The sequence below is a fragment of the Paraburkholderia sp. MM6662-R1 genome, assembly GCF_050436245.1.
Classification (GTDB): Bacteria; Pseudomonadota; Gammaproteobacteria; order Burkholderiales; family Burkholderiaceae; genus Paraburkholderia; species Paraburkholderia tuberum.
In genome coordinates this window covers 1125443-1145955 of the sequence record NZ_JBNDLV010000001.1, presented here as the reverse complement: position 1 = coordinate 1145955, position 20513 = coordinate 1125443, and the positions used below count along the sequence as shown (strand labels likewise).

General features: G+C 64.4%; 15 protein-coding genes. 10 read left to right on the top strand and 5 right to left on the bottom strand.

From position 1 onward, the window contains the following. Window position 1 precedes the first annotated feature (1 nt). The 3 genes from OKW39_RS05385 (at window position 2) to OKW39_RS05375 (ending at window position 4147) form a co-directional block, all read left to right on the top strand. Window positions 2–1516 (top strand): amino acid racemase, encoded by a 1515-nt coding sequence (locus tag OKW39_RS05385; protein WP_429562240.1) that lies wholly within the window; start codon window positions 2–4, stop codon window positions 1514–1516. 713 nt (window positions 1517–2229) lie between these two features. Continuing rightward, window positions 2230–3501, top strand: coding sequence for an AAA family ATPase (locus tag OKW39_RS05380; protein ID WP_429562239.1), 1272 nt, complete (start codon window positions 2230–2232; stop codon window positions 3499–3501). After that, the gene (locus OKW39_RS05375) at window positions 3491–4147 is read left to right on the top strand and encodes an RloB family protein (protein ID WP_090803896.1); all 657 of its coding nucleotides are present in this window, start codon (window positions 3491–3493) and stop codon (window positions 4145–4147) included. Before OKW39_RS05380 ends, OKW39_RS05375 begins: the two co-directional genes overlap by 11 nt. 430 nt (window positions 4148–4577) lie before the next feature. Here OKW39_RS05375 and OKW39_RS05370 read toward each other — a convergent pair whose 3' ends face one another. After that, window positions 4578–4829, bottom strand: coding sequence for an SLATT domain-containing protein (locus tag OKW39_RS05370; protein ID WP_410452423.1), 252 nt, complete (start codon window positions 4827–4829; stop codon window positions 4578–4580). 692 nt (window positions 4830–5521) lie between these two features. On the opposite strand from OKW39_RS05370, the gene uvrA reads away from it, so the two are divergent. The 4 genes from uvrA (at window position 5522) to OKW39_RS05350 (ending at window position 14286) form a co-directional block, all read left to right on the top strand. After that, the gene (uvrA, locus tag OKW39_RS05365; protein WP_429562238.1) at window positions 5522–11470 is read left to right on the top strand and encodes an excinuclease ABC subunit UvrA; all 5949 of its coding nucleotides are present in this window, start codon (window positions 5522–5524) and stop codon (window positions 11468–11470) included. 724 nt (window positions 11471–12194) lie between these two features. Further along, window positions 12195–13187 carry a GlxA family transcriptional regulator gene (locus OKW39_RS05360; RefSeq protein ID WP_090803900.1) on the top strand — a complete coding sequence of 331 codons (993 nt, stop codon included), beginning with the start codon at window positions 12195–12197 and terminating at the stop codon, window positions 13185–13187. Window positions 13188–13303: 116 nt separating this feature from the next. Then, window positions 13304–13855, top strand: coding sequence for a dTDP-4-dehydrorhamnose 3,5-epimerase (gene rfbC, locus OKW39_RS05355; RefSeq protein WP_090803902.1), 552 nt, complete (start codon window positions 13304–13306; stop codon window positions 13853–13855). Next, a complete protein-coding gene (locus OKW39_RS05350; RefSeq protein WP_429562237.1) occupies window positions 13852–14286 on the top strand; it encodes a GNAT family N-acetyltransferase in 435 nt (144 codons plus the stop codon). Before rfbC ends, OKW39_RS05350 begins: the two co-directional genes overlap by 4 nt. A 154-nt stretch (window positions 14287–14440) precedes the next feature. On the opposite strand, the gene OKW39_RS05345 is transcribed toward OKW39_RS05350, so the two are convergent. From OKW39_RS05345 to OKW39_RS05335, 3 genes are all read right to left on the bottom strand, one after another. Continuing rightward, a complete protein-coding gene (locus OKW39_RS05345; protein WP_013089029.1) occupies window positions 14441–14602 on the bottom strand; it encodes a DUF1328 domain-containing protein in 162 nt (53 codons plus the stop codon). Continuing rightward, on the bottom strand, window positions 14584–14823 hold the full coding sequence (locus OKW39_RS05340) for a hypothetical protein (RefSeq protein ID WP_429562236.1): 240 nt from the start codon (window positions 14821–14823) through the stop codon (window positions 14584–14586). The genes OKW39_RS05345 and OKW39_RS05340 overlap by 19 nt, the downstream gene beginning before the upstream one ends. Window positions 14824–15026: 203 nt before the next feature. After that, window positions 15027–15656 (bottom strand): LysE/ArgO family amino acid transporter, encoded by a 630-nt coding sequence (locus OKW39_RS05335; RefSeq protein ID WP_429562235.1) that lies wholly within the window; start codon window positions 15654–15656, stop codon window positions 15027–15029. A gap of 117 nt (window positions 15657–15773) precedes the next feature. On the opposite strand from OKW39_RS05335, the gene OKW39_RS05330 reads away from it, so the two are divergent. Then, on the top strand, window positions 15774–16664 hold the full coding sequence (locus OKW39_RS05330) for a LysR family transcriptional regulator ArgP (RefSeq protein ID WP_429562234.1): 891 nt from the start codon (window positions 15774–15776) through the stop codon (window positions 16662–16664). Window positions 16665–16700: 36 nt separating this feature from the next. On the opposite strand, the gene OKW39_RS05325 is transcribed toward OKW39_RS05330, so the two are convergent. Continuing rightward, on the bottom strand, window positions 16701–17651 hold the full coding sequence (locus tag OKW39_RS05325) for a LysR substrate-binding domain-containing protein (protein WP_429562233.1): 951 nt from the start codon (window positions 17649–17651) through the stop codon (window positions 16701–16703). Between the two features lie 169 nt (window positions 17652–17820). On the opposite strand from OKW39_RS05325, the gene OKW39_RS05320 reads away from it, so the two are divergent. Continuing rightward, complete coding sequence (locus tag OKW39_RS05320; RefSeq protein WP_429562232.1) at window positions 17821–18993, top strand: M20 aminoacylase family protein; 1173 nt, start codon at window positions 17821–17823, stop codon at window positions 18991–18993. Between the two features lie 60 nt (window positions 18994–19053). Further along, the gene (locus tag OKW39_RS05315; protein ID WP_429562231.1) at window positions 19054–20460 is read left to right on the top strand and encodes an MFS transporter; all 1407 of its coding nucleotides are present in this window, start codon (window positions 19054–19056) and stop codon (window positions 20458–20460) included. Window positions 20461–20513: the final 53 nt, after the last annotated feature.

The window sequence follows — 20513 nt, the reverse complement described above, 5'->3', positions numbered from 1 at the left end:
CATGAATCGTTTTCGTTCGCTGGGTGTGGCGACGGGCGCGGCGCAGTTCGCCAGTGCCGACATCCTCAGCCGGATGAGCATGGCGTCGCGCCGGCCAGGCGCCGCGCGCCCCTTCGATCTGATTGTCGAACCGCGCGCGTGGCAGGGGCCCGCCGCGCCCGAGGCGACGGACCCGCAGTTCAAGATCCACGTGTTCGACACGATGCGCGCGTTCGAAAAACGCGGCGTCGACGCGATCGTGCTGCCTTGCTTTCTGAGCCACACCTTCATCGACGAACTCGCGGCCAACGTCACCGTGCCGGTCGCCAATATCATGACCGCGCTGTCCGCGCACGTGCGGCGCACCTATCCGTCGGCGCGCCGAATCGGCGTGCTGACGTCGGCGGCGATTCGCGCGAACGGCCTGTTCGAGCGCTACTTCGAAGCCGGGCGGTTCGACGTGTGCTATCCGCGCAACGACACCGGTTTCGACGGCGTGACGAGCGCCGTCTTTGGTGTCGGGGGCATCCGCGATGGGCGCCTGCACGGGCGGTCCGTCGAGCTGTTGCGCGCGGCGTGCGCGGATCTGGTCGCGCAGGGCGTCGACGTGATCGCGCCGGGGCTCGCGGAGATCGGCCTCGTGCTGCGCGCGCTCGGGCGCATCGAGGTGCCGCTCGTCGATACGAACCAGGTGTATGCGCGCTATGTCGCGGCGGCGCAGTACACGCAGCCGGAGCGGGCGTTCCGCCTGGGCGTGGTCGGCGGCATCGGGCCGGCCGCGACCGTCGATTTCATGGCCAAGGTCGTGCGCAACACGCCGGCCGCGCGCGACCAGGACCATATCCGGATCATGGTCGAGCAGAATCCGCAGATCCCCGACCGCACCGCGGCGCTGCTCGAGCGCGGCGACGATCCCACCCTCGCGCTGTACGCGGCCTGCAAGACGCTCGAGGACGGCGGCGCGGATCTGATCGCGATTCCGTGCAATACCGCGCATGCGTTCGTCGAGCGGCTCCAGCCGGCGCTGCGCGTGCCGATCGTCAATATGCTGACCTGTACCGCCGATTATCTGCGCGAGACCTTTCCGGGTCTGCGCGAAGTGGGCGTGCTGGCCACCTCGGGTACGCTCGCGAGCCGCGTCTACGATCAGGCGCTCGACGCGCGCGGTCTGGTGCAGATCGCGCCGTCCGCCACTGCGCAAGCGCGTCTGATGAACGCGATCTACGGCCCGCGCGGCGTGAAGGCGGGGCACACGGCGGGCGACTGTTGCGACGACCTCGCGGCGGCTGTCGACGATCTGCTCGCGCAGGGCGTGCAGGTGATCGTGCTCGCGTGCACGGAGTTGCCGTTGCTGTTGCGCGAACCGGTGCTCGCGTTTCCGGGCGGGCGCGTGGTGCGGCTGGTCGATCCGACCGACGTGCTGGCGAGGCGCTGCGTTGCGTATGCGCATGGCGACGGTGTCGCGCGTGGCACACCGGCGGGTTGCGCGACGCCGGCTGCGGCGGGGTGCTCGCAGATGGAAAGCGCGGTCGGCTAGCCAGGCGCCGTGATCGCGGCGCGGCGATTTCGTCGTTCCGCCGTTTCGGGTGAAAGGAAACTGAATTCGTTGGACTGGGCCTCGTTGGAAATCAACGAGTTGCTAACGAATTCGGCCACGCTCATCGCTGACGCGGAGCGGAATACGTTGAATTTGCGGGAATTGCGTCGGACATGGTTGGACCAACCGAAAGTAAGATCAGCCCGAATCGCACGCTAAGCGAAAGGCTGCCTGCGGCCGATGCCGTTGAAAAAGTCGCGACTGACGGTTTGTCGAGCAACAGCAAAAAAATCGACCTCTCAGATCGGCCTACAAGCCGCCCGAAGCCCTTGGGTAAGGGTAAAGCGGCCCATTAAAACCTCGCGATTTAGACGTGGCCGACTTTTTCAACAGCATCGGCCAAGACGAGACGTTAGCATTGGTGCGCTGGATGACTGGTCCCCGAGGTTGCGGACCGTCGAGTCCACGATTGATTGCACTGCCTGAAATTCTCGCGCCGGGTCGAACAATCGCTCAAACACGCCTCCACGCTTGTTGCTGTGACGGACCTTTCCTTGCATTGGCTGCTGTCCTTCGGTGTGTCGTTTAGTCATCCCGGCGTCCGCCAGTCAGCCCTCCTCGCAAAAAGATCGCCGAAAGGCATTGCATGATAAAAATGGATTGTTTTTTTGCGGATTTCGTGCAAAATCCTCCTTCATACTACGGAGGCGATCATGTTGGTCGAATTTCGCGTCCGAAATTTTCGGTCGATTCGGGACGATCTGTGTCTCAGCATGGCTGCGAGCGCGGATCAGGAAAAAAGGGACGCGAACACGGTGCCGTCGGGGACTGCCAGCGCGCCGGATTTGCTACGCAGCGCAGCGATCTATGGCCCCAATGCAAGCGGAAAATCTGCTTTGGTGGGTGCGATGCAATATGCTCAGTCGTTTGTGGCGACGTCTGCGGCGCTGATGCCAGGCCAACCTCTCAATCACTTTCCGTTCAAGCTGGACACCAACTCCGCCTCGGCTCCCTCGGAATTCGAGTTCACATTCGTCCTCGATGGGACGCGCTACCAATACGGCTTCGCTGCCGATTCGGCCGGCGTAACCGAAGAATGGTTGCTTGTTTATAAGACACACAAGTCGCAGGTGTGGTTTGAGCGAGCTTACGACGCTACGTCGAAGGTCGCGACATACAAGTTCGGCGCATCGCTGACGGGCAAGAAAAAGGTCTGGCAGGACGCAACGCGACGCAACGCGTTGTTTCTGTCCACCTCAGCCCAGCTCAATAGTGAAAGCCTGCTACCTGTGTATAAATGGATTGTGCAGGACCTCCTGGTCATCGGCGCCAACATGCAGCCGACCCCTGACCAATCGACCGCCTGGATCACCAATGATGTAGCGAAACCGACGCTACTGAATTTCCTGGCGTCCGCTGACCTTGGGATCTCGGATCTGAGCGTCCAGACACGTAAACAACATCGATTCAATGTCGAAATCCGGAACGACCGGCCGGAGCACGCTGTTTCAGAATCTGAGGTTCAATTCCCGGTGTTCGTCCATAAGGGGCCAAACGGGCAGGCTTTGCTTCAATACGAGGAAGAATCGACCGGCACACAGCGACTGTTCTCATTTGCCGCCCCGGTGGTCGAAGCGCTCCAGACCGGTCGAACCGTCGTTGTCGACGAACTGGATGGAAGCCTGCATACGCAAATCGTGCAGTTCCTGATTGGTCTATTCCACCATCGGCCACCCGAAGGGCGTCGTGCGGCACAGCTGATTTTTACCACGCACGATACAGCCTTACTCGATGCAGGAATCTTCCGGCGGGATCAGATCTGGCTGATGGAGAAGGGCCGCGATCAGGCGAGTACGCTCGTGCCGCTCACTGATTTCTCACCCCGCAAGAACGAAGCGCTCGGGCGGGGTTACCTACAGGGTCGATATGGCGCGCTGCCGCTGACGTCGGAATTCGTTGCGGGAGACGAACGTCTTGGGGCGTGACAATCATCCGCGGCAACGTCGAGCGAGCCAGCTTCAACGGAAGAAGCCACAACGGCCCGCCTATGATCGAATTTTGATTGTTACCGAGGGAGAAAAGACCGAGGTTAACTATTTTGAAGAGATCAGGCGTTTTCACCGTCTAAGTTCCGCACACATACGGGTCTGTAACAGCCCCTATGGAACGACGCCGTTGCAGGTGGTGGAATATGCACGCGACCGATGCCGCGAAACGCTCGAGTGGGAACGCGTGTTTTGTGTCATCGACCGCGACGACCATCAACGTTACGTCGAAGCGCTGAACTCGGCGCAAACCCTCGACGGCAAATACCCAAATGATCTTGGACAACCGATCGTGTTTTCCGCGATCCCCTCCAATCCGTGCTTCGAACTGTGGTTTCTGCTGCATTTCCAAGCACATGAGGCCCACATACACCGCACCGACGTGTTTCGCCTACTCCGCGATCGCTACTTGCAAGGCTACGAGAAGGGACGTCACGGTATTTTCGAGGCAACGATGCAGCATCTTGATCGGGCATACGCTAATGCGGAACGGCTACGGGCGCATGGGCAAGGCCGCGGGCTCACGAACCCATCAACGTGTGTCGACGAGCTAGTCAGGATCTTATGTGCACTGCGCAGTTACTAACGGCGAGCGACTATGTCGCATCCATCTCGGCGGCCGATTGATTCGGAACGCTGCCCGCTTTGACGAGATCGCTAGTGTCGAGCACGTGGCGGCCGTTGCGGATGATGGGATGACTGTTCTATCTCGCTCGCGGTCCCTCGCTGTCGCGGGCAACGCTTGTCGGTGTAGAGAACAACAATTACGAGGATTAGGGGCAGCGTAACGCAAGGTCGTTGATGCAAATGCTCGGCGGCAAGGCGGTCCTAGCTTGAGACGCCAGCGGGCAGCAGTCGGCCAGTTTGCGCCGCTCGCCCTGCAAGCTGAGTGTTCATCTGAACGACTGCTTGACTCCGAAAACCGCCCGATCTCCAACGCGAAGTTTTCGGCCTTTGCGGATTCATCGATTTCAACGCCGAGACGGCCGTTCAACGATTCGGACGGGCCTCTGCCTTCAATCGGCGTCGCGACGAGCTTGCCATTGCGTGTGCTCGCGAGAGAACGCGTTTTCAGCATCGCCCACATAGACCGAGAACTTATCCTCGGCCGGAGGCGTCGGCAGGGCAATGCGCAGCAATCCAATCTCGTGTGCCGTCAAAGTGTACGAAGCGGCGAGTTCCTGAAAACGCTTCGTCTGGATCCATGCCATGACCGATGCAGCAGCGGCTACTCGATGCGATAGCTCCCATCGATAAGCGCATGACAACGGAAGCGTTGCCAGTCTGAGTGCCGCTGAACAGTTCCGACAGAACGTCGCCCAGCTTCTTTTCAAGGGAGCTAATTCCAGGATCGTTGGCCTCTACCGCCTGAAGCTCGGCCATGCGCTTTTGCAGTCTTGAAATCGCGGCGCGCATCTGTTCGACACTGAGATTGGCTTTTGCCATGCTTTTCGAGTTGTTGAGTTTGGTTTGTCGGCAATCCGAGCGCTGGGGCGAACGACCGATCTGTGTCCGGAATCAATCGCGTTGGCCGGCTGCACCCGCTCCGAACTCCGCAGTAGTGAAAAGACGGTGCAAAGCCCCGAATCACAAACGAAGGAAAGAAGGCGCGCAACGCCCGTGATGCAAACCATAGTCGCCCACCGCAAACAACGGACCGGAATGTCGCGGACAACCGCCGCGCGGTAGGCCACTGACTTCTGCAGATTCCCGATCGTCCAATCAATTCCGTGCTTTAGGGTCTAGCTAATTGCACATTAGTCCAACGAGTTCCGGTTCCCGAGATCAGGGCGCAATGCGCGCCCGAGCCCGCCATGGAAAACTGTATAAACATACAGTATAGTATCCCCCTACAGCCAGGCTTCCGGGCGCTCCTCGCGCCGACCCGGCTGCACCGAACTTGCGCGGTCGCGAGAGCCGGCCGTGAGAGGTGACCCACTCCTTCAGACGGTCGGAAAAATTGTCCTCCAACGACGCAACCCTTGACACCCTCGCTGACACTCCCCAAGGCGGCAACCCGAGCGGCAACAAGATCCAGGGCACGATTCGCATTCGCGGCGCCCGCCAGCACAACCTGAAAAACGTCGACCTCGACGTGCGCACCGGCGAAATGACGGTCGTCACGGGGCCGTCCGGCTCGGGCAAGTCGAGCCTCGTGTTCGACACGCTGTATGCGGAAGGCCAGCGCCGCTACGTCGAAACCTTCAGCGCGTACGCGCGCCAGTTCCTCGACCGGATGGATCGGCCGCAGGTCGACCGCGTCGACGGCGTGCCGCCCGCCATCGCGATCGACCAGACCAACCCGGTGCGCAGCTCGCGCTCCACGGTCGGCACGATGACCGAGCTCAACGATCACCTGAAGCTGCTGTACGCGCGCGCGGCCGAGCTGTTCGACCGCCAGAGCGCGTATCTGGTGCGGCACGACACGCCGGAGACGATCTACGCGGAACTGCTCGAGCGCACCGCGCAGGAGGAGCCGCGGCTCGTCGTCACGTTCCCGGTCGAGCTGCCGGAGTCGGCGTCCGCGCAGGAGGTCGAGCAGTGGTTGTCGGCGAGCGGCTATACGCGCGTGCAGGCGCAGCGCGAAGTCGATTCGCCGACCGGCAAGCGCAAGCTGCTCGACGTCGTCGCCGACCGCTTCCGGCTGCGCTCGGTGGATAAAGCACGCGCGATCGAGGCGATCGAGGCATCGCTGAAGCGCGGCGGCGGGCGCGTCAATATTTACGTGCTGCCGGCTACCTCGGACGAGCCGCAGGCCGAAGCCGCCGAGCCGCGCATCTGGCGTTTCTCCACCGGCTTGCACAGCCCCGAAAGCGATCTGCGCTATGCCGATCCGCAGCCCGCGCTGTTCTCGTTCAACTCGGCCTATGGCGCTTGCGATGCCTGCCGCGGTTTTGGCCGCGTGATCGGCGTCGACCTCGGTCTCGTGATCCCCGACGCGCGCAAGACGCTGCGCGAAGGTGCGGTCAAGCCGATGCAGACGCCCGCGTGGAAGGAGTGCCAGGACGACCTGATGCGCTACGCGGCGAAAGCCGACATCCGCCGCGACACGCCGTGGGGCGAGCTCAGCGAGCGCGAACGCAACTGGGTCATCAACGGCTCGCCGGACTGGAACGGCAAGTGGCAGACGCATTGGTACGGCGTCAAACGCTTCTTCGACTATCTCGAATCGAAGGCGTACAAGATGCATATCCGCGTGCTGCTGTCGAAATACCGCAGCTACACGCCGTGCGAAACCTGCGGCGGCGCGCGTCTGAAAACCGAATCGCTGCTGTGGCGCCTCGGCAGCAAGGCCAATGCGAACGACGTGCTCGCGCCCGCGCAGCGCTTCATGCCGCGCGGCGTGAAGTGGTCGCGCGCGCAGCTCGAGGCGTTGCCGGGCCTGACCGTGCACGATCTCATGCTGATGCCGATCGAGCGCATCCGCCGCTTCTTCGACGGCATCACGCTGCCGAGCGCGTTGCTCGACGACGCGCTGAAGCTGCTGCTCGCCGAAGTGCGCACGCGCCTCAAGTATCTATGCGACGTCGGTCTCGGCTATCTGACGCTCGACAGGCAAAGCCGCACGCTGTCGGGCGGCGAGGTGCAGCGTATCAACCTGACCACCGCGCTCGGCACGTCGCTGACCAAGACGCTGTTCGTGCTCGACGAGCCGAGCATCGGCCTGCATCCGCGCGACCTGAACCGCATCGTCGAAGCGATGCACCGGCTGCGCGACGCGGGCAATACGCTGGTCGTGGTCGAGCATGATCCGTCGGTGATGCTCGCGGCGGACCGGCTCATCGACATGGGTCCGGGACCGGGCGAGCGCGGCGGCTCGATCATTTTCGACGGCGTGCCCGAGGCGATCCGCTCGACCGGCACGCTGACCGGCGAGTACCTCGGCGGCCGGCGCCATGTCGCGGATGCCGCGCACTGGTCGCGTCGCGCGGTCGACGCGAGCACGCCGCGCATCGTGCTCGAAGGCGCGAGCGAGCACAATCTGCGCGACGTCACGGTCGAGATTCCATTGCAGCGGCTCGTCTGCGTGACCGGCGTGTCGGGTTCCGGCAAATCGACGCTGCTGCAGGACGTGCTGTATCCGGCGATGGCGCGCCACTTCGGGCTCGCCACCGAAGCGCCGGGCGCGTTCAAGGCGCTGAACGGCGCGGACCAGGTCACCGACGTCGTGTTCGTCGACCAGTCGCCGATCGGCAAGACCGCACGCTCGAATCCGGCCAGCTACGTCGGCGCGTTCGACGAAATCCGCAAGCTGTTCGCGAAGGCACCGCTCGCGCAACAGCGCGGCTACGGCCCCGGCATGTTCAGCTTCAATTCGGGCGACGGCCGCTGCCCGACCTGTGGCGGCTCGGGCTTCGAGCACATCGAAATGCAGTTCCTCTCCGACGTGTACCTGCGCTGCCCCGATTGCGATGGGCGCCGTTATGGCGCGGAAATTCTGGAGGTGAAGATCGAGCGCGGCCAGCCGGCGCGCGGGTTGAGCATTGCCGACGTGCTCGAACTGACCGTCAGCGAGGCTGCCGCGTACTTCGCGCAGGACGCCGAAGTATTGCGCGTGCTGCAGCCGATCGTCGACGTCGGGCTCGAATATGTGAAGCTCGGCCAGCCCGTGCCGACGCTGTCGGGCGGCGAGGCGCAGCGGCTCAAGCTCGCGGGCTTTCTCGCGGAGTCGGCACAGGCGCGCGGCGCACGCGGCGCGAAGCAGGTGATCGCGAAGCGTCTGTTTATGTTCGACGAACCGACCACGGGTCTGCATTTCGACGACATCGCGAAGCTGATGCAGGCGTTCGGCAAGCTGCTCGCGAGCGGTCATTCACTGATCGTGATCGAGCACAATCTCGACGTGATCCGCGCGGCCGACTGGATCATCGACCTCGGTCCCGAAGGCGGCGACGGCGGTGGCCGCGTATTGTGCGCGGGCACGCCGGACGAAGTGAAAGCGTGCGCCGAATCGCATACCGGCGAGGCGTTGCTGCAATACGACCGCGCGATGGACACCGCAACCGCGGCGGAGCCCCAAGGCATCCCGCTGCAGAAGGCCCTGAGCGCGGCCCGCGCACGTCGCGCGATCGAAGGCGAGGACGTGGTGCGCATCGTCAACGCGCGCGAGCACAACCTGAAGGCGCTCGACGTCGACATTCCGCACGGCAAGTTCAACGTGATCACGGGCGTGTCGGGCTCAGGCAAATCGACGCTCGCGTTCGACATCCTGTTCCACGAAGGTCAGCGGCGCTACCTCGAATCGCTGAACGCGTACGCGCGCTCGATCGTGCAGCCAGCCGGACGGCCCGAAGTCGACGCGGTGTATGGCATTCCACCGACCGTCGCGATCGAGCAGCGGCTCTCGCGCGGCGGTCGCAAGAGTACCGTCGCCACGACCTCGGAGGTGTGGCACTTCCTGCGTCTGCTGTACGTGAAGCTCGGCTTGCAGCACTGCATTCACGACGGCACGCCGGTCACGTCGCAAAGCGCCGAATCGATCGCGGCGCAGTTGCTGCGCGATCACAAGGGCCAGCATGTCGGCTTCCTCGCGCCGCTCGTCGTGAATCGCAAGGGCGTCTATACCGACCTCGCGAAATGGGCAAAAGCGCGCGGCAATACGCATCTGCGTGTGGACGGCGAGTTCGTGCCGGTCGATCCGTGGCCGAAGCTCGACCGTTTCCGCGAGCACACGATCGAGCTGCCGGTCGCTGACCTCGTCATCTCGGCCGATCATGAAGCGGAGCTGCGCGAAGCGCTCGATCAGACGCTCGACATCGGTAAAGGCATCATGCATCTGCTCGCGCCGCTCGACGGTCTGCACGACGCGCTCAACGGCGGCGAGTCCACCGCGAAGCTCGGCGACGTGAAGGTGCTGTCGACCAAGCGCGCGTGTCCGGTGTGCGGCACGAGCTACCCCGAGCTCGATCCGCGCATGTTCTCGTACAACAGCAAGCATGGCTGGTGCACGAGCTGCGTCGGCACGGGGCTGTCGCTGACGCGCGAGCAGCGGGCCGCGTACGACGACACGATCGTCGACGACGACAATCGCGGTCGCGAGCAGAGCCTGCCCTCGGAGGAGCAGGAACCGGAAGGACTCGTCGACGAGCCGTGTCCGGATTGCGCGGGCACGCGTCTGAATCCGGTCGCGCGTGCGGTCACGTTCGACTCGCAGGCGATCGTCGACGTCGCGCAATGGACCGTGTCCGACACGCGCGCGTGGATCGATACGCTGCAGATGACGGGCCGCGACGCCGAAATCGCGCGCGACGTGGTCAGCGAAATCGGCAGCCGGCTGCAGTTCCTCGAAGAAGTCGGGCTCGGCTATCTGAGCCTCGATCGCGCGGCGCCGAGTTTGTCGGGCGGCGAAGCGCAGCGCATCCGGCTCGCCGCGCAGCTCGGCAGCAATCTGCAGGGCGTGTGTTACGTGCTCGACGAGCCGACCATCGGTCTGCATCCGCGCGACAACCAGATTTTGCTGAACGCGCTGCGCAAGCTCGGCGACAAGGGCAATACGCTCGTCGTCGTCGAGCATGACGAAGATACGATCCGGCGCGCGGATCACATCATCGATATCGGGCCGGGCGCGGGCAAGCGCGGCGGCACGCTGATCGCGCAGGGCAGCGTCGCGGACCTGTCCGCGCAGCCCGATTCGCTGACCGGGCGTTTCCTCGCGCAGCCGATCGTGCATCCGCTGCAGCCGCGCCGCGAGGTCGTCGCGCCGGGCAAGCGTGCGGCCGCGGTGCCGGAGAACTGGCTGACCGTGCATGGCGGCAAGCTGCATAACCTGCGCGACGTGACGGTCGGCATTCCGCTCGCGCGGCTTGTCGCGGTGACGGGCGTCAGCGGCTCCGGCAAATCGACGCTCGCGCGCGACGTGCTGATGACCAATCTGCTCGATGCGGTCGGGCGCTCGGTGCTGTCGTCGCCGGCCACGCGCCGCGCGCGTGCGGCCGCCGAGGAGAAGCCGGCCGCGAACCGGCGTTCGAGCGTGCTCGCGCGCTCGGCGCCGCGCGCGCCGCTGAACGTCACGCACATATGGCAGGGCTGCGATTCGGTCACCGGCTGGGAGAGCATCGACCGCGTGCTGGAAGTCGATCAGACGCCGATCGGCAAGACGCCGCGTTCGTGTCCCGCCACCTACATCGGCGTGTGGGATGCGATCCGCAAGCTGTTCGCGGGCACGCTGGAGGCGCGCGCGCGCGGCTATACCGCGTCGCGTTTCTCGTTCAACACGGGCGAGGGCCGTTGCCCCGCATGCGAGGGCCAGGGCGTGCGCACGATCGGCATGAGCTTCCTGCCCGACGTGAAGGTGCCGTGCGACGTCTGCCACGGCCAGCGCTTCAATCCGGAGACACTCGCGGTCACGTGGCGCGGCAAGAACATCGGCGACGTGCTGACCATGGAAATCGACGAAGCGGTCGAGTTCTTCGCGTCGATTACGAACATCGGGCATCCGCTGCAACTGATGAAAGACGTCGGGCTCGGCTATCTGACGCTCGGCCAGCCGTCGCCGACGCTGTCGGGCGGCGAGGCGCAGCGCATCAAGCTCGTCACCGAGCTGAGCAAGGTGCGCGACGACATCACGCGGCGTGGCCAGAAGCCGCCGCACACGCTGTACGTGCTGGACGAGCCAACGGTCGGCCTGCACATGGCGGACGTCGCGAAGCTGATTCGCGTGCTGCACCGGCTCGTGGATGGCGGGCATAGCGTCGTCGTCATCGAGCACGATCTCGACGTGATCGCCGAAGCGGACTGGATCATCGACCTCGGTCCGGAGGGCGGTGTGGGCGGCGGTACGATCGTTGCGGCAACGGATCCGGAAAGCCTGTCGCGCGTGGCCGCGAGTCACACGGGCAAGGCTCTGCGGCCGGTGCTCGCGCGCACGGCCGCTGCGGCGACGCTGGCCGGCGAAGGGACGAATGGCTGAGGCACGGTGACGAGCGGTGGCGCGGCCGTTGCAACCTTCGCAGGTTGCAACGGCCGGCGCCTCGTCGCGTGTCCGCCAGATATGATTGCTGCGCTGCATCCAATCATACGAAGTTCGATCAATGCGGCGCATGCGCGCTTTTAAATCATACGAAAGAGGCCAGCGATGTTTCAAAATAGAAACATTTTTAGAACTCCCCATAAATCAGCATTTTGATATTAATTTGTCGTGCGGAGCGAATGCCACGGAGATGCCTAATGCCGCGGGCAATAAATTTACGCTTTGCGAATAAACTACCGAATTGGCCGGACATAATAGGGCGATAAGCAGTTCACAATTGAAACATTTTTGAACCGCGCAAGAAACGTACTCGCTAACGCGCAATGGCCGGGCTTCGCATTATCGGCAACTTTGTCCGAATGCGCGAGAGTGCCGTCCATCAAGGCTTTGCGGTAAGATCTCCTCAAGCTCTTCGCGCGGCTTGCATAGTTGCCCGGCGTGTCGCGCGCTTATATCAATCGCTCAATAACCGCTTTTCCTCAGACATGGGCTGTCCTGATGAAACTCGTTTTTCAAATTTACTATAGCGATCCATTCCGCTAACATCACGCTTAATCCTTTATGCGGCGTGAGTCTGCTTTTTCGCCGTAATAACGCATTCTCTCGTTCCGTCTGATGGCGGGGCAAATCGGGGTCCGCAACGTATGACCGTTTGGGGAAGATCATGCCGCACATGCACCTTGATACAACGAGAATTACGTGGCTACACACGCCCGCTTTGAACGTCCGTACTGCAGCGCGGCGAATCGGCATTCTGCTGTTCGACGGCTTCTGGCTGCTCGGCCCCGGTACCGTCGTGGAAATGTTCCAGACCGCCAACGAGTTCGCGGGCACGCGAGCGGGCGAAGATCCGCCCTACGAAGTGCAGTTCCTGTCGATGGACGGCGGTAATGTCGCCAGTTCGTCGTCGGCGCGCATCTGGACTGACCACATCGACACGCGCTTTGGCGGCGGTTTCGACGTGCTGTTCATCGCTGGCGGCTACGGCGCCCACGTGGCCGCGCGCGACGAACGCCTGCTGAACTGGCTGCGCGCCGTGCAATCGCGCACACGCGCGATCGAAACGATCGGCGAGGGGCGCCTCGTGCTCGAAGCGGCCGGCCCGACCGAGCATGACGGCCTGATGAGCCGCTATCCGGGCGCGAGCGCCAGCGAAGGCGCGTTCAGCGCGGCCAACGACCGTCACGACTGCGCCCGCAGCGCGCTGATGTTCATCAAGCGCGACCTGGGCGCCGAGCTTGCGCGCAGCGTCGCCGATCGCGTGATGCCCGGCATGGCTGCGACGTGGGTGCCGCTGCCGGCCGAGGGCGGCACGCTGAGCGTCGCCGAAAAGATTCGCGCGGCCGCGCGCTGGATGGAGGCCAACTGCGACCGTCCGGTCTCGGTCGCCGATGCCGCGCAGGTCGCCGCAATGAGCGAGCGCAATTTCCTGCGCCGTTTCAAGCACGAGATGCAGATCACGCCGTCGGACTACCTGCTGCAGGTGCGGCTGCGTATCGCGTGCAACTTCCTGACCGAGACCGAATTGCCGGTCGACAAGATCGCGCGTCGCAGCGGCACCGGCAACGGCGATCGTCTCGCGAAAATTTTCCGCAAGCGTATGGCTTTGTCACCAACCGAGTATCGCGCCCGCAGCCGGGCGGCCAGTGAGGCGTAGCATGTATCTTTAGCATGCGATAGGGCGCCCGCGTTGCGGGCGCGCCTCGTCTGTCGGACGCGGTCGCGAGAGCGGCCGTATGTTCGCTGGCCAGCCTTTTTACGAGCACAGTGGCGATGGGTAACAGGGTGATGGCGACGGCATTGCCGGAGGTGAAACTCATCGAGCCGGAAGTGTTCATCGACGAGTTCGGCTTCTGCTTCGAGAGTTTCAGCGCGGACGAGTTTTCGGACGACGTCGCGCAAGGTTTCAACTTCGTGCAGGACCGCCATCTGCGCGCCGTGCATGGCGTGCTGCGCGGCTTGCACTACCAGGTGCAGCGTCCCCAGGGGCGGCTGCTGCGCGTCGTGCGCGGCGAGATCTTCGACGTCTCGGTCGACGTGCGCCTGAACTCACCGAACTTCGGCAAATGGAGCGGCGAGTATCTGAGCGAAGCCAACCATCGGCAGATCTGGGTGCCGCCCGGTTTCGCGCACGGCTTCGTCGTGCTGTCCGATGTCGCCGAATGCATGTGGAAGACCACCGAGTACTGGTTCCCCGAACTCGAGCGCTGCCTGCTGTGGTCCGATCCCGACATCGGCATCCAGTGGCCGATCGACTTTCAGCCCATCCTCGGCAGCAAGGATGCGGCGGGCCGTCGTCTGTACGAGGCTGAAAACATCTCGTGAACGACAGGGCCAACCCTACACGTCGGGCATCCAGTCAGTACGAGGTGCTCAACGCGAAGCGTCGCGCAAGCCATCCGCAATCCGTTCCGGTCCGCTATGGGTGTCGCGCGTTTGCGCCGCTCGGCGCGCAGGGGCTCGATTGCACGTGCCATGTCGCGGTGTATGAAGGACACATCGCCGGCACGATGACGCTTTATGCTTCGGATGGCGAAGCATCGTGCGAGCTATACCGGCACGGCGATGTCGCGAGCCTGCGTCAGTTCGCGGTCGATCCCGCATGGCAGAGGCGCGGCATCGGCACGTTACCGATCGCGTTCGCCGAACGTTGGGCCGCGATGCGTGGCTATGCGCAACTCGCACTCGATACGCCGCGACCGGCCACGCAGCAGATCGCGTTCCATGACGCCGCAGACGTATGCGGCCTGAGCTGAGTTGAAGCGCCCGATGCTTCGGCAACTATTGCAATATGCTGCGGCAAGTATTGCAACGGCGGAAGCGGCCGCGCAATCCTCAACGCGGTACCCAAGCAGCGTGGCCAGTTCGCATCGGGCGAGGCGTGAATTCACCGAACGCTGTATGCAGCCGTCAGCGTCGGATCACGCCCATCAGCAGGGTGACGAGGAAGATCACCAGGAAGATGAAGAACAACACCTTGGCGATTTCGGTTGCGCCCGCGGCAATGCCTCCAAAGCCGAACACTGCGGCGATGATGGCGATGATGAAGAAAATCACAGCGTATCGAAGCATGGTGCCTCCACCGGTGGATTGTTGAAATGACGTTTGAACGGCGCCCCGTTGCGTACGTCACGCGGCTTCACGGGTGAGATGCCGGCGAGCGGATTCAGCAATAGATGTGCCATCGCTTGCTTGCCGCCGCCGTTCCAGCGATTCACGATCAGATAGCCGACGAGCGCCGCCCGCCAAGCGCAGCGGTCCACCGCGCGCGGCGGCTGGCCCGTCGACGACATCGGCGGCCTCGCGCCGCGTCTGCCGGAGGTCGAGACGGGGCGCTATTTCGATGCCCAGGCGAAGGAGGCTTGCCAGCAGTCGCTGCTGAAGTGTCCGGTGCTCGCGCGGCTGATGAACCTCGTGCCGCGCGACGAAGCCGATGCGCCCGCCGCGCGAGGCGAGCCGCAAGAATCGGCGCTGAAACCAGGCCCGCGTCGAACGCTCAACGCAATTGCGTGAACGCGAGCAGCAACACCATGCTGCCGATCGCGCCATCCAGCACGCGCCACGCGGTTGCGCGGCGAAACAGCGGCGCGAGCATGCGAGCGCCATAGCCGAGCGCGACGAACCACACAGCGCTGACCGTCATCGCGCCGAGCGCGAAGGCGACCCGCGCGCCTTCCGGTTCACGCGCGCCGGCCGTGCCGATCAACAGAAACGTGTCCAGATAGACGTGCGGATTGAGCCACGTGAACGCAAGCGTCATCAGGATGATCGGCAGCGCGCGTTGCGCAGGCGGCGCCTGATCGCGGGACGCGCCGGCCGAGCCATCGAGCACCGCGTGTCCGGGCCGCACCGCGCGGCGCAGCGCGCCGATGCCGAACCAGGCGAGATACGCGAGCCCAACATAGAGCATCGCGTGCACGAAGCGCGGGAAACGCTCCATCAGCACCGCGGCGCCGCCGACGCCCGCGCCGATCAGAATGAAATCGGACAACATACACAACAGCACGATCTTGCCGACATGCGAGCGCATGATGCCCTGCCGCAGCACGAACGCGTTCTGCGCGCCGATCGTAACGATCAGCGACGCGCACAGCGCCGCGCCATGGGAAAAAGACAACCAGTTCATAAATGGTCCGGAAAAAGGAAAGCAGCGGGGATAGACGGGAAAATCCAACAGCGCTAGTCTGCGGGTTGGCATCTCATAAGAGAAGCTAATTTGCTTAATGCCGATTAAGGAACGCTAATGCTCGACTACGCCTTGCTCGACGCGCTGGCCGCCGTGGTCCGTCACGGCTCGTTCGACCGTGCCGCGAGCGAGCTCAATATCACGCCGTCCGCGGTGTCGCAGCGGGTCAAGCTGCTCGAGGAGCGCGTCGGCAGCGTGCTCGTGAAGCGTGGGCAGCCGTGCGTCGCGACCACCTCGGGCGCGCTGCTATGCCGCCATACCGAACGCGTGCAACTGCTCGAAGCCGAGCTGAAAGGCCGCCTGCCGGCACTGCCCGGCGCGCTCGTCGAGTGGCCGGCACTGCGCGTCGCGGTCAACGACGACAGCGTCGGCACCTGGTTCATCGACGCGGTCGCGCCGTTCTGCGTCGAACGCGAAATGCTGCTCGACCTCGTGATCGACGACCAGGACTACACCGCGCAGCGCATTCGCGACGGCAGCGTGCAGGGCGCGATCACGACACAGGCCGAACCGGTGCAGGGCTGTCGCTCGACGCGCCTCGGCCGCATGCGATACCTGGCGGTGTGCTCGCCGGCGTTTTTCGCGCGCTATTTCGCCGACGGCGTCACGCGCGACAGCCTGCGGCGCACGCCGTGCGTCGACTTCAATCCAAAGGATCAGTTGCAAAAGCGCTTCATGCGGCGCATTACGCGCGCGGAGCTCGATCCGCCGCTGCACTGGATTCCGCACGTCGCCGGTTTTTTGCGCGCGTGCGTGATGAGCCTCGGCTGGGGCATGTGTCCCGAGCGGATGATCGCCGGGCATCTGCAACGCGGCGAACTGGTCGAGATCGCGCCGGGCAAGCATATCGACGTCGATCTGTACTGGCAGAGCTGGCGTCTGTCGATCGGCTGGCTCGACGATTTCAGCGCGATGCTCAGAAAGCGGGCGGTAGAGTTTCTCGATTGACCACGCGGCGGGCCGCATGAAAAACCGCGCCAGCCGTTACAGCAACAGCTCGATCGAATGAAACAGGCGGCGCTGTGGCGCGTCCTGCGAGCGCGCGCCTTCGTCGATCGTCTCGCGCAGGCAGTCGAGAAAGCAGGCGGCCGCCGGGCTCGTGGGCGCGCCACGCCGCGACGTGATGCTGACGATGGTTTCGTCCAGCGTTTCACGCAGCGGCAGCGCCCACAGGTTTTCCTTCGCGCGTATCACCTCGACGAGCGGCCACGGAAAGACGCTGACCATATCCGTGTGCGCGAGCAAGCCCAGCACGATCGCGAGCGAATGCGCGAGCACGATCGTGTGCGGCACCGGCATGCCGCGCTTGACGAACAGATTGTTCGACATCGACTCGCGGCTCGCCGGGTCCCAGTTCAGTATCCATTCCGCGTCTTGAAGGTCGAGCAACGTGCGGCAACCGGCCTTCGGATGGTCGCGCCGCGCGACCACCGCCGCGTGCGTCGAAAAGAGCGGCGCGTTCTGAAACTCCGACTGCGGCGACGCGGGCGGCGGCCGGCCGATCGAAAAATCGAGGCTGCCGTCGCGCAGACGCGGCTGCACGACCGCGAGCAGGCCTTCGAAAAATTCCAGTTGCACCTCCGGCATCCGCTCGCGAAAGCGCCGCACGGCGGGCGGCAGAAAAGTCAGCGCGACCCACGGCGTGACGCCGATCGACAGCTTGCCGGGGGCGGCTCCGCGCAACGCCTCGATCTCGGCTTGCGCGCGCTGCAACTGGCCGAGCACGAGCCGCGCATGCACGACGAGCGCGCGGCCGAACTCGGTGAACGCGACACCGCTCGCGCTGCGCACGACGAGCGGCGCGTGCAGATCGGCTTCGAGCTCGCGCATCGCCTTGGTCACGGCGGCCGGGGAAAGCCCCAGCGAGCGGGCGGCCGCCCGGATACTTCCGGTATCGGCGATCGCCGCCAAGGTATTGAGCTGATGCAGTTTCATTCGAATGAGAGGCGTGACGGGGGCAACCAAGGGTTGGCACCGCAACGATTCTACGCCTGCCGCCCGAATATCGGCGCGGCTATGCTGGGTTCACGCTGACAGGGGCGCAACCAGTTGCATGGGATCGGACCAAGCGCTGAAGCGCCAGGTCCGAACGACAGGAGACGGCATGAACACGATGGTCATTCCGGCGGGCATCGCCGAAGTCGAACAGGAAATGATCGCGCTGCGACGCAGCATCCACGCGCATCCGGAGCTGGCCTACGAGGAGTTCGCAACCGGCGATCTGGTCGCCGACCGCCTGCGGGAGTGGGGCTACAGCGTCCATCGCGGCTTGGGGCAGACCGGCGTGGTCGGGCAACTGAAGCTCGGCCACGGCACCCGCCGGCTCGGCCTGCGCGCTGACATGGACGCGCTGCCGATCCACGAAACCACTGGCCTGCCATACGCGAGCAAGCTGCCCGGCAAGATGCACGCATGCGGTCACGACGGCCATACGGCGATGCTGCTCGCCGCCGCCAGGCATCTGGCGCGCGAAAAAAGCTTCGACGGCACGCTGAACCTGATCTTCCAGCCGGCCGAGGAAGGGCTCGCCGGCGCCAAGAAAATGCTCGACGACGGCCTGTTTGAACAGTTTCCCTGCGACGCCGTGTTCGCGATGCACAACATGCCGGGCTTTCCTACGGCCAAGCTGGGCTTCATGCCGGGGTCGTTCATGGCGTCGTCGGATACGGTGATCATCAAGGTGATCGGCCGCGGCGGCCATGGCGCGGTGCCGCACAAGGCGGTCGATCCGGTCGTCGTGTGCGCGCAGATCGTGCTCGCGCTGCAGTCGATCGTGTCGCGCAACATCGCGCCGCTCGATATGGCGATCATCACGGTCGGCGCGATTCACGCGGGCGAAGCGCCGAACGTGATCCCCGAAACCGCCGAGATGCGCCTGTCGGTGCGCGCGCTGCGGCCCGAAGTGCGTGACCATCTGCAGCAGCGCATCACCGAGGTCGCGACCGGGCAGGCGACCGTGTTCGGCGCGCGTGCCGAGGTCGACTATCAGCGTCGCTACCCGGTGCTCGTCAACGATGCGGCCATGACCGCGCTCGCGCGCCAGGTCGCGCTCGACTGGCTGGGCGTCGACGGGCTGATTCACGACATGCAACCGCTGACCGGCAGCGAGGACTTCGCGTTCCTGCTCGAACGCTGCGCGGGCAGCTATCTGATCATCGGCAATGGCGACGGCGAGGGCGGATGCATGGTCCACAACCCCGGCTACGACTTCAACGACGCTTGCCTCGCGACCGGCGCGGCCTACTGGGTCAAGCTCGCGCAGACGTTCCTCGTTTGACGCGGCGGCGGCGCGCGAGCGCCTTGCCGTAGCAGCCACAAGATAATGACGGAGACACAGATGGACTATTCAGCCACACCGCGGTCCGCGAGCGCCAATGGGCTCGATGCGCTCGATGCGCAGCGCCTCGCCGATGAACCTCAAAAGCGCGTCGGCCACGCGAAGGCGATCGCCGCGATCACGCTCGGCAACGGCCTCGAGTTTTTCGACTTCACGATCTACAGCTTCTTCGCGACGATCATCGGCAAGCTGTATTTCCCGGTCGAAGGTCAGCTCGCGCAGCTGATGCTCGCGGTCGGCACGTTCGGCGTCGGCTTCATCATGCGGCCGGTGGGCGGCATCGTGCTGGGGGGCTACGCGGACCGCGCCGGACGCAAGGCCGCGATGAGCCTGACGCTGTGGCTGATGACGCTCGGTTCCGCGATCATCGCGTTCGCGCCGACCTATGCGGCGATCGGCGTCGCGGCGCCGCTGCTCGTGATTCTCGCGCGGCTGATCCAGGGTTTCGCGCTGGGCGGCGAGGTGGGCGCTTCGACGGCAATGCTGCTCGAATACGGCAGCGATCGCACGCGCGGCTTCTACGGCAGCTGGCAGTTCGTGAGCCAGGGGATGAACACGGTGGTGGGGTCGCTGCTCGGCGTTGCCCTGGCCGCGACGCTGTCGCCGGCCGCGCTCGAAAGCTGGGGCTGGCGCGTGCCGTTCGTGATCGGCATGGCGATGGGGCCGGTCGGCATCTATATCCGGCGGCATCTCGACGAGACGCTGCCGGGTGTTGAAGATGGCACGGCAGCGTCTGGCGGCACTGTTGCGCAGGCTGCTTCGGATACCGTTGCGAAGCCCGCTGCGCAAGTTCCGTCGCTACCTGTGCGCGACCTGTTCCGCGACCACGCGCGCTCGATCACGACCGGCGTGCTGACGACGATCGGCGGCACCGCGGCGAACTACATCGTGCTGTTCTACCTGTCGACGTACGCGATCCGCATCCTGCATCTGCCGATGACGACCGCGCTGTGGGCCGCGTGGACCGGCGCGGTGGTCACGGTGATCTGCTCGCCGTTCGCGGGCGCGCTGTCGGATCGGGTCGGCCGCAAGCGCGTGCTGTGGGTATCGCGCGTGCTGCTGATTCTCGCCGTCTACCCGGCCTTCATGACGATCAACGCGTCGCCGACGGTGCCGGTGCTGCTTGCGGTGGTCGCGGGCCTCGCGCTGCTCGTCACGTTCACCGCGGTGCCCAATATCGTGATGCTGCCCGAGCTGTTTCCGCGCGCGATCCGCGCGACCGGCATGTCGATCGTGTACTGCCTCGGCGTGTCGGTCTTCGGCGGCTTCGCGCAGTTTTTCGCGACCTGGCTGATCCAGATTTCGGGCAGCAATCTCGCGCCGGCGTGGTATCTGATCGGTTGCAGCGTCGTGTCGTTGCTGCCGTTGCCGTTCATGCGAGAGACCGCGGGTAGGGCGATCGATTGACGTGATGGCGATCGGGGTCCGCTGAAAAAAGAGGCGCGATCTTTTCGATCGCG